The sequence below is a fragment of the Billgrantia desiderata genome (assembly GCF_900108215.1).
In the GTDB taxonomy this organism is placed as follows: domain Bacteria; phylum Pseudomonadota; class Gammaproteobacteria; order Pseudomonadales; family Halomonadaceae; genus Halomonas; species Halomonas desiderata.
Window position 1 is genome coordinate 24,647 of sequence record NZ_FNVC01000018.1, and the last position, 959, is coordinate 25,605.

Genomic DNA, 959 nt, shown 5'->3' on the forward strand with positions numbered 1-959 from the left:
CGGCCCGTGCGAGCCGCGACGTGCCAGCGCCGCATCCTTCGGCGGGGTGGCCTTGTTTCTATTCGCGCGGCCCGTGCGAGCCGCGACGGGCGCGGTCCAGCGCATCGCCCCGAGGCAGGTAGTTTCTATCCGCGCGACCCGTGCGGGCCGCGACCTGGTCTCCGGCCCGTGCAGGCAGACCAGAGCGGCGTTTCTATCCGCGCAACCCGTGCGGGCCGCGACGTCACCAAGCGTTATGACGACGCCGTGAAGTTCTTGTTTCTATCCGCGCGACCCATGCGGGCCGCGACGACAACCTGATGATGCAGGATCTGGTCGTGCGGGTGTTTCTATCCGCACGACCCGTGCGAGCCGCGACCGGCAAGCTCGCCGAGATCGTGCAGCAGTACGTCAAGTTTCTATCCGCGCGACCCGTGCGGGCCGCGACAACGGCTCAAGCTCGAGCCCACCCCCGCTAACCTGTTTCTATCCGCGCGACCCAGACGGACAGCGACCAGCACCGCCTTAACACCTTCGACGGAGTAGCCCTGGTTGCTATCCGTGCGGGCCGCGACCCTCTTCTATCACCCGCGGCTGGTACACCGCCAAGATTTCTATCCGCGCGGCCCGTGCGAGCCGCGACGCAGTGCCACGGCCCGGCCCTTGTGGGCGTTGATGTTTCTATCCGCGCGGCCCGTGCGAGCCGCGACGACGGTCAATTACGACGGCCTGGTGCTGCTCCAGTTTCTATCCGCGCGGCCCGTGCGAGCCGCGACATCGACATGTGCGGGTGGATCTGCCGCCGACCCGTGTTTCTATCCGCGCGGCCCGTGCGGGCCGCGACCTGTCCAATGTGGCCAAGGGCGGCACCGCGACCCTGTTTCTATCCGCACGGCCCGTGCGGGCCGCGACCCCACCATGCGCACGCCGTTTGCACGCGCCCATTGGTTTCTATCCGCGCGGCCCGTGCGGGCCGCGAC